The sequence below is a fragment of the Pseudomonas sp. Irchel s3b5 genome (genome assembly GCF_900187435.1).
Lineage (GTDB): Bacteria > Pseudomonadota > Gammaproteobacteria > Pseudomonadales > Pseudomonadaceae > Aquipseudomonas.
In genome coordinates, this window is sequence record NZ_FYDY01000054.1 from 1 (window position 1) to 8,435 (window position 8,435).

The window sequence follows — 8,435 nt, forward strand, 5'->3', positions numbered from 1 at the left end:
GCTCAGCAATCGTTGGTTACATCTTTGATTTCTCGCGGAGTAACTTGTGATGCTGATAATCTTTTGACTAGCAGTCTGACTCCACAAGCACCCACACGAATTGCTTGATTCAGTTGTTAAAGAGCGGTTGGTTAAGATCTTTCGTCTCAACCGAGGCGCGCATTCTACAGCAGCCTCATTTGCTGTCAAGTGGTTATTTTCAGAAGCTTTCAAGGATTTCCTTAACAACTTCAACCACTTGCGCTTCAGATCTCTCATCAGCGGGAGGCGAATTCTACAGCGTTACTCGCTGTTGTCAACACCTCTTTTTCAACTTCCTTTTGGCTTCGATGAACTGAAGCAACTTGCTGCCGAAAACTTCGTAACTCGTTGTTTATCAAGGAGTTTTCCGTTTCGACTGCGCCGGAAGTGGGGCGAATTATAGACACCTGAGATCTGCCGTCAAGCACTGATTTTTCTTTTCTATCAATAGCTTGCAGAAAGGGGGAACCAGCTCCCCCTTCTATATAGAGGGCCGGCCTTTTAGCCCTCTCCCCTGCCCGCCCCATTTTCAATGGCTGCCATGCCGGGGTCAGATCGCACCGACAGCAATCGGCCAAAACGCTCATCGCAATGCTTTGAGCTTCTCACTGGAGCATCGCAGGGATTCAAGCGACCATCCATTGATGATCGACGCCCCACCATCAGAACGGTTACTTATGTGCTTTAACCGCCCCCTGGTAGTAAGGCTGGCTGTCAATTCGCGGTTCATAGACGGCAGTGCGTAATGCTGTCTACATCCATATCAAAGGTAAAGGAGGCGGCGCAGCGTGTACCGTTTGGCCAGACGATAGGGTTTTAATCATGTTTAATCACCAATGGCTGCTGAATATTACTGACTCACCAAAATTCGCGAGCAATCCCGGCATCAGTACTCGTGATCGCGCAGCCAATCGGAGTAATGCAGCAGTCCCTTTTGCAGCGACCATTGCGCTCGATAGCCCAATTCCCGCTCCGCAGCACTCATATCCCATGCCCCATGCCGATCGAGATGCCAGTAGCCATCGCCGATTTCGACGTGAGCCTCAGGCATTATTTTTCTGATCAAATCAACGGCGCCCCATACCCCTTCCCGCCCCAGTAATCACGACAACACGCGTCATAAGTTCACCTATGGCTTTAAGCGAGTGCAAACGCAACATGAACTGCATCCGCTAACTTCGGAATCAGGACGCTTGCGTTGGAGTTAGTACGATTTGTTTGGAAATTCGCGACTGCCATAACACAATCATCGCGCCAGAAAGGATGGTCAGTGCGCCAAGGTACCAAGCGGTGTATTTATCCTCAGGCGAAACCGGATTGGCCCCGGCGGTATACCCGATATATCCCAGGACAAGGATTGCCAGCACAGCCGGGATCGACAGTATCACTGCCAAACCGAAACATTGCCGGTGGAAGGTCATGACAATAAATGCAGCAACAGCCGCCATGCAGGACATCACCAGAGTGATAGCCAGGAGCGGTGCACGCAGAGGTGGTTTTTTTAGTTTTTCAAACTCGCAATGTCTGTTGAAGTTTCTGGACATCTACGATTTAGACAGTTCAAAGCAGGACGTTAAGCTTGTTGTCAGCGGCATTCAGTGTAGCCATCACTCTAATCGCGCGCTCGCCGTAGAATTTTTTGACAATGCCGTCATACACACAAAGCACAAGCCCCTCTTCTGACACATATGAACTACCGTCCTCTACCAACACCAAGTTATAAACATCATAGCGATGTGCGATGTCTGATCTAAGGTCCTTGCAAATAGCACGATGATCAGGCTCCGCAGCATAGGCATTAAGTGGCGCAAGCAGTGCGAGCATTAATACTAGCTTTTTCATTAATCAGTTTAGCTCGCAGTTAACCACAATTAAGAGCCCGCATGGTAGGACGGGCTAAATTGAGTGTCAATATTCGATATGTGCGAGGTGGTCAGTCTCTATCTCCTACTAAATACATCAGGCATATAAGCCCAAGTTACTCCTAACACAAAACCTAATACCCAAACCTTTTACAGATCAACAAAAGTTCTACATATAAATCAAATCAACAAGGAGCTGCTATAGAAGCCTTGCCGCGAACTGAGAGGATCTTGGTGCATGCAGGGCTGCGTAATCACGGCGTACGGTGCCGACCTGCGATCGGCAAGCGAAGGTAGCAGTGTCCGTAACGGCGCTGCTCCTCTCAAATAATAAAAGCGCCGAGGGCTACCAATGCCATCGCCAACGATGGCATTGATCTCAGTGTGATGCCCGGCGAGATCCATGCCGTACTCGGTGAGAACGGTGCCGGCAAATCCACCCTGATGAAAATCATCTACGGCGTCACCCGCCAGACCTCAGGCGAGATACCCTGGAAGGGTACCGCCCCCCTTAAAGAAGCGGAATGCTGTAGCTTACAACTATCCGGTTCTGATCTTGATCACGGGCAGCTTCGCTATTGGATTTGCCGTTACGCCAGCCGAAGCCAACACCTTTGAGCGCTCCCGACTGAAGGACGTAGTCCAGAGTAAAGTCTCTTTCCCATTCTTTCTGATCACTACCGGATGCTGTCTTGATATTGTTGCCGGAAAGGTACATGACCGATGCTTTGAGACCAGGAACGCCCATAGCAGCGAAGTCGTAGGCATACTGACCGAAAGCTGTCTTCTCACCTGCGCGGGTGAAGCTTTGGATAAAACGATCGGTATATAAGTAGACGCTCGCCCCACCGGCACCCTTGTCTACAAGGCTACCCTGATTGAGTTGAGTAAAATTGCTGCCATCTGAAACGCTTTGATACCCCGCCGTAACGGCGTGCCCACCCACGGTGTAAATCAGTGCAGCACTCCAGGTGCGGTTATCGATTTCGCCATCACCGTTTTCGGTGTAACCGCTGATTCTGTAACCAGTGGCTCCGGAGCTGTTTGCACCGGACGAGTCAGTGTTGAAGTAGCGCAGGTCGGTTTTCAGAGATTGATTGTCCGAGAGCGCAAGCGTGTGAATCAGTCCAAAAAACTGCTGGGTATAGTAGTTATCGAGATGGGCATAGTAGTACTGAGCCGTCAAATCCTTGGTGACTTTCCAGTCGCCCCCGGCGAAGTCGAACTGGTTGCTTTCACGCGTACCGCCCATAGCGGCCAGCCCCGTCTGATCAGTTGAACCGCGACCTGTTGCATGTTCAATTCGCCCCCCCGTCAGGGTCAGGTCCTTGAACTCGCTCGAGGTAATTTGGCCGCCCTCGAAGGTTTGTGGCAGCACCCGTCCATCGTTGGCGACCAGTATCGGAAGTTTCGGAATCAAGGTACCGTAGCGCAGTTCGGTCTTCGACATTTTGACTTTTCCGGTCAGCCCCAGCCGGCTCCACTCGTCAACGGCGCGGTTATCACTGTCCGAGGGAATCATAGAGCTGCCGACGTGGCGTCCCTTGCCAGTGTCCACGGTAACACCCAGCAACCCCAAGGCATCGACACCAAAACCAACGGTACCATCGGTATATCCCGACTTGACGTCCAGCATGAAACCCTGCGCCCACTCTTCGGTTTTCGAAGGGGCCGCGGTGCCATCACGGTTGTCGTTATTGAAGTAAAAGTTCCTCATTCCCAAAGTAGCTTTGCTATCACTTAGGAAGTCAGCAAACGCCTGGCTACTCATGGCAATGGTGCCAAACATCAAAGTTGCAGAAATTTTATTTACGCTCAATTATAACGCTCCGATTTTTTATAATTTTTAGGTAACAGAAGCAACAAGTAAATCTTCCAAGCCAACGCAACACGCACGAATCCCACGCAAATTTCGCTAACGCGAATGCATCAACTTAATATGCACAACTGAAATGCCTTCCTTCTTATCTACTGGTGTAATTCGCTTTCTGGATCCAGTTAGATCAGGAAGTATTTTTTATTCAGGCGAACGTCCATTTACGCCATTTGCGTTAATGTCGCTCCATACCTAAAGTTCGATTACGATCATTAAGCGCGGCATGCAGGGCTGTGGAATGAAGGCCCGTTTGGTTTTAGCCGGATTCCCTCACGAAGTTTTTTCCATGGAATGTCCGCTGGATCCGCGGTCATGGGCCCAGGTGCTTTGGCAACGAGTACTTGGTCGGCAATCGGCTCGAAATCGGCTCGAAAATGAACAGAGCTTTTATTGATCAGTACACTCATTTGCTCAGGTTCTATACCTGCTATCCGATACAAATTCCTGTCCAGCATCTGGCATTTACCAGAGCTGACAGCCACCTTCACACCCCCGATTTTCAAGCATGCAACAGGCCCGACATCAACCTCCATGCCATTCATCATCGGGCCTGCAAAACGACAGCGGCCATCGGATAAATGCATTACTTCAAAGCGCCCCTGCAAGGGACTATCGCCCGGTGCACCCGACTGTCCCCCCAGCGCTATTTCAATGAAACCGCCTACCCCGGCTGCAATGGCGGACTGAACTGCTGCCGGGTCATAAAGCAATCCTACCGCGGCATTAGTAGCACCGTGTTTAATGAGTGCCTTCAGCATTCCTGTCGTGTTCGAATCCCCGCCTGCTCCCGGGTTGTCTTGGGTATCGGCAATGACGATTGGACGCTGGGCGGTTTCTGCTAACGTCATTGCTCGGAGCACTGCTTCGTCCGGGAGCAGGAAAGGTACTTCCCACTGATCCTCCTCCTCCACTACCTTTTTATAAAGGACAGCGACAGCAGCCTTGATCTCTTGCCTGTCTGTTCCATAACCCCAGATAACCGGCCCACACTCCTCGAAATCAGCGGCTGGAAAGCCTGGAGTAAATGAGAGTGAAAGGCCTTCGGACTCAAGGTGTTCTAATTGCTCGTAAAGGCTTCGTGCTGGATCCATGAGCGTACACATCCCGTTTATCGGGATCAGGAAAGGAAGGCGTAAGCTTTCGCAATGCAGTTTTCCCGACCGGAGCCGCAAATCAAGTAATTTGGCGGCTCGTGTGCCAGTTTCAGCCATATCCACGTGGGGATAAGTACGAAATGCAACCATCGCATCTGCGTGTGTGAGCATCAACTCAGTAACATTAGCGTGTAAATCCAAAGAGACGACTATCGGGATATCCTTACCGACAACAGCTCGTAGCCGAGCCAGGAGCGTCCCTTCACCGTCGTCCGTATGATCGGCAACCATCGCGCCATGCAGGTCTAGATATATACCGTCGATTGCTTCGTTTGCAGCGGCCTTTATGATTTCATCGGTAATGCGATCATAGGTATCTTGAGTGACATGCGCGGATGGACTGGCCCCAGCCCAAATCACCGGGACTACTTCATAGCCCAAGCGGTCAGCCTCAATCAAAAATCCGCCTGCCGGAATATTAACATTCCGAAGTTCCAACATTTCTTCCCCTCTTACCATCTGAGGAAAACCTTCCCCCCTGACAAAATTTTCATATTCAGCTTTGGATGGCGCGAATGTATTTGTTTCATGTTGAAAACCAGCGATCAGAATTCGATATGTCATGGCTATTAAGACGCCTCATTGAAATTTTTAGGTAGGCTGTGTAGTACAAATTTTTTGCTGCGCAGGTTGCGGCCTGTTGGCGGCGAGTATCAAAGCACCCGCCACAAGAATTGTAGCCATGACCAGAAGACCAGAGTCTGAGTTGCCAGTGGCGGACTTGGCATAACCGATCAACGTGGGACTGATAAACCCGCCCGTCAATCCAATGGTGTTAATAACGGCGATCCCACCAGCAGCAGTGTCACCTTTGAGATGTTGCGAAGGGATTGCCCAGAATACCGTATAAGCAACCCACATCATGGTCGTAGATAGAGTCAGAAAAGTGAGTGCCAAAACAAAGTCGGCCTTATAAATTACTGACCCAGTCAAGCAAATCGCCGCAATCAATGCTGGCACCGCTGTGTGCCAACGCCGCTCATAGAAATGATCTGAGGTGCGACCAAATATGAACATCCCCAGCATCGCACCAATGTATGGAATCGCTGAGTAAAAGCCGATCTGCATGACACCTTGAACGCCTGCGTCCTTTAGAATCGATGGCAGCCAAAAGCTCATTGTGTAAATTCCGCAAATCAAGCAGAAGTAACCGGCCGCCATTAGATACACACGTGGGTCTTTTAATACTTGAACAAATGAATGGTGGGCTCCCTGTCCTTCACCGATATGCGCATTCAGCACTTGTTTTTCACGCTCACTCAACCAAGGCGCGACCGAGGGTTTATCGCTAAGAACTTTCAGCGCTATGAGACCTAACACTACAGCCGGTAATGCCTCGAGAAAAAACATCCATTGCCATCCGGCCAGGCCGTGAAAACCTGCGAAGGAGGTCATGATCCACGCGGACAAAGGTGCCCCAAATATGCCGCCCAGTGGCCCGGCAAGCATAACGATTGCCATCACTCTGCCTAACCGCTCGCGCCCGTACCAATAGGTAAGGTAAAAAATCATTCCGGGAGCGAAACCCGCCTCAAAGACGCCGAGGAGAAAACGCAGCACGTAAAATGATCTCTCGCTTTCTACGAACACCATGCATGCAGATGTAATACCCCACAAAATCATTACCCGGCTGAGCGTCTTGCGCGCTCCGATCTTCGGCAATAGCAAATTGCTAGGCGTTTCGAACAAGGCGTACCCCACGAAAAATATTCCGGCACCCAGTCCGTAAGCAGCATCAGATAAACTTAGATCGCTTTGCATCTGAAGCTTGGCAAATCCCACATTTACCCGGTCCAGATACGCCACCACGTAACACAGGAGCAAAAAAGGTAATAACCGCCAGTCTATTTTTCGATAGATGGTCGATAGCTCGCTCGATGGATTAATGCACCTTTGCATACTGCCTCCGCTGTAGGCGTTTTTATTGTGCAACCAGTATTCAGGTGGAATGGCAATGCAAGCAACAGCAACTTCTTGATGGTATCGTTGCCCTGAGGGCAACGATCATGCATAGGGGGAGGATTGTTTGTGAGAGATCTGAATCAACGCCGAATGCGGTATTTCTATGAGGTGCTGTCCAGCGGCTCGATTCGGGGGGCGGCCGAAAACCTGAACACGGCACCTTCAGTTATCACCCGGCAAATCCAACTGCTGGAAGAGGAAGTGGAAACTGTATTGTTTGAAAGGCAAGCACGTGGCGTGGTTCCTACTGAAGCAGCCCACCTTCTCTTGGAGTTCTGGCGTGGCTGCCAGGCACAACAAGAGCACCTTGAAGACCGCTTGCGAGGACTGAAGGGGTTAAGGGAGGGTGAAGTCCGTATCGTTACCAGCGAGGGGTTCATCGATTTGCTGATTGATCATGTTTTGCGGGATTTCACTGCCACCTATCCCGGTATTCGTATCAGTCTCGATGTGCTTCCCGTCAAAAGCGTTCTGGAGGAAGTCATTCAGAGCACTGCCCATATCGGCCTCGCTTACAATCCATCTGCGCATCCTGAAGTCGCCTACCGCGCATCTTCACTTCAACCTGTCCGATTGCTCATGCGATCAGATCATCCGCTTACGCGTCTCAGTGAACCTCTCAAATTCGAAGAAATAATGCGTTACCCGTTAGCTGTGATGCCGCTTGAATACGGGTTAGGGCAAATTGTTCAGCTTGTAGCACATACAGAAAATCTGTCCATTCGACCGGCCTTGGTAACGAACTCGCTCACTGCCCTCCGACGTTATGTGATGAGCGGAGAAGCGGTAACGATGTTGAGTGAGTTTTCTGCCTTTAACGATATGATCAGCGGAGACCTGGTGACTCGCTCAATTGATCATCCACTATTCCAAAATATATATGCTCGCCTTTTAGTTAAAAAAAGAAAACCCCAGTCTGTTGGTGCAGAAGAACTTATAAAATGGATTAAAGAACGAATATTTATATTCAATCAATAACCACCAACGATAGATTGTTGGCTCCGATGCCGAGCTGAGCCAGTTGCCGAGATACCACTGACCCAGCCTGATTCTTCGCGAATCGTTGCCAGTGCTGGATTTTTTGTCGAGTTTTGGAGGCAGTCTTGTTTCAGCACTCGGGGGTCAGTTTTCAACCGGTGTAGACAGATAGCCGCAGCATCGTGTCGAAGATGCAGGAAGACGGCGAGCAAATCGGGCGGTTCAAGGTGCGTGGTCTGATGCGGGAACTGAAGTTAGCCAGCAAACAACCTGGATCACATGCCTACAAACAAGCGACGGTCGAGCGGCCTGATATTCAGAACATTTTGAATCTAGAGTTTGAAGTGCTGGCAACCAAACAGGTCTGGTGTGGCGATATCACCTATGTCTGGGCTCAAGGGAATACCGCCTGACGGGACGGTGTTGTAAGGACATTGAACTTTCCTGCGGACAAAACAAAACCCCAACTGCTTTCGCAATTGGGGTTTCGGAATTTAATCTTGACGATGACCTACTCTCACATGGGGAAACCCCACACTACCATCGGCGATGCATCGTTTCACTGCTGAGTTCGGGATGGGA

The 8,435-nt window shown here is 50.2% G+C and carries 7 protein-coding genes and 2 pseudogenes; 3 read left to right on the forward strand and 6 right to left on the reverse strand.

Annotated elements, in window-relative coordinates:
* Positions 1-907: 907 nt before the first annotated feature.
* The 3 genes from CKW15_RS27555 to CKW15_RS27565 all read right to left on the reverse strand — a co-directional run bounded on the left by CKW15_RS27555 (position 908) and on the right by CKW15_RS27565 (position 1,863).
* Positions 908-1,072, reverse strand: coding sequence for a hypothetical protein (locus CKW15_RS27555; protein ID WP_256580393.1), 165 nt, complete (start codon positions 1,070-1,072; stop codon positions 908-910).
* Positions 1,073-1,205: 133 nt separating this feature from the next.
* The gene (locus CKW15_RS27560) at positions 1,206-1,565 is read right to left on the reverse strand and encodes a hypothetical protein (RefSeq protein ID WP_256583284.1); all 360 of its coding nucleotides are present in this window, start codon (positions 1,563-1,565) and stop codon (positions 1,206-1,208) included.
* A 16-nt stretch (positions 1,566-1,581) separates the two neighbouring features.
* Positions 1,582-1,863 (reverse strand): hypothetical protein, encoded by a 282-nt coding sequence (locus CKW15_RS27565; protein ID WP_143498532.1) that lies wholly within the window; start codon positions 1,861-1,863, stop codon positions 1,582-1,584.
* 347 nt (positions 1,864-2,210) lie between these two features.
* Here CKW15_RS27565 and CKW15_RS28915 point away from each other — a divergent pair.
* Positions 2,211-2,384: pseudogene (locus tag CKW15_RS28915) on the forward strand (ATP-binding cassette domain-containing protein); the annotation flags it as partial.
* Between the two features lie 10 nt (positions 2,385-2,394).
* Here the strand turns inward: CKW15_RS28915 and CKW15_RS27575 are convergent.
* From CKW15_RS27575 to CKW15_RS27585, 3 genes are all read right to left on the reverse strand, one after another.
* Entirely contained in the window at positions 2,395-3,672 is a 1,278-nt protein-coding gene (locus CKW15_RS27575; protein WP_371856328.1) for an OprD family porin, read from the reverse strand.
* Between the two features lie 299 nt (positions 3,673-3,971).
* A complete protein-coding gene (locus tag CKW15_RS27580) occupies positions 3,972-5,477 on the reverse strand; it encodes a M81 family metallopeptidase (RefSeq protein WP_095153069.1) in 1,506 nt (501 codons plus the stop codon).
* Between the two features lie 27 nt (positions 5,478-5,504).
* The gene (locus CKW15_RS27585; protein ID WP_371856327.1) at positions 5,505-6,845 is read right to left on the reverse strand and encodes an MFS transporter; all 1,341 of its coding nucleotides are present in this window, start codon (positions 6,843-6,845) and stop codon (positions 5,505-5,507) included.
* A gap of 96 nt (positions 6,846-6,941) precedes the next feature.
* On the opposite strand from CKW15_RS27585, the gene CKW15_RS27590 reads away from it, so the two are divergent.
* Both CKW15_RS27590 and CKW15_RS27595 read left to right on the forward strand, forming a co-directional pair.
* Positions 6,942-7,853: a LysR family transcriptional regulator gene (locus CKW15_RS27590; RefSeq protein WP_095061743.1), complete on the forward strand. Its 912-nt coding sequence runs from the start codon at positions 6,942-6,944 to the stop codon at positions 7,851-7,853.
* A gap of 170 nt (positions 7,854-8,023) precedes the next feature.
* A pseudogene (locus CKW15_RS27595) lies at positions 8,024-8,254 on the forward strand (IS3 family transposase); the annotation flags it as partial.
* Between the last annotated feature and the right edge of the window lie 181 nt (positions 8,255-8,435).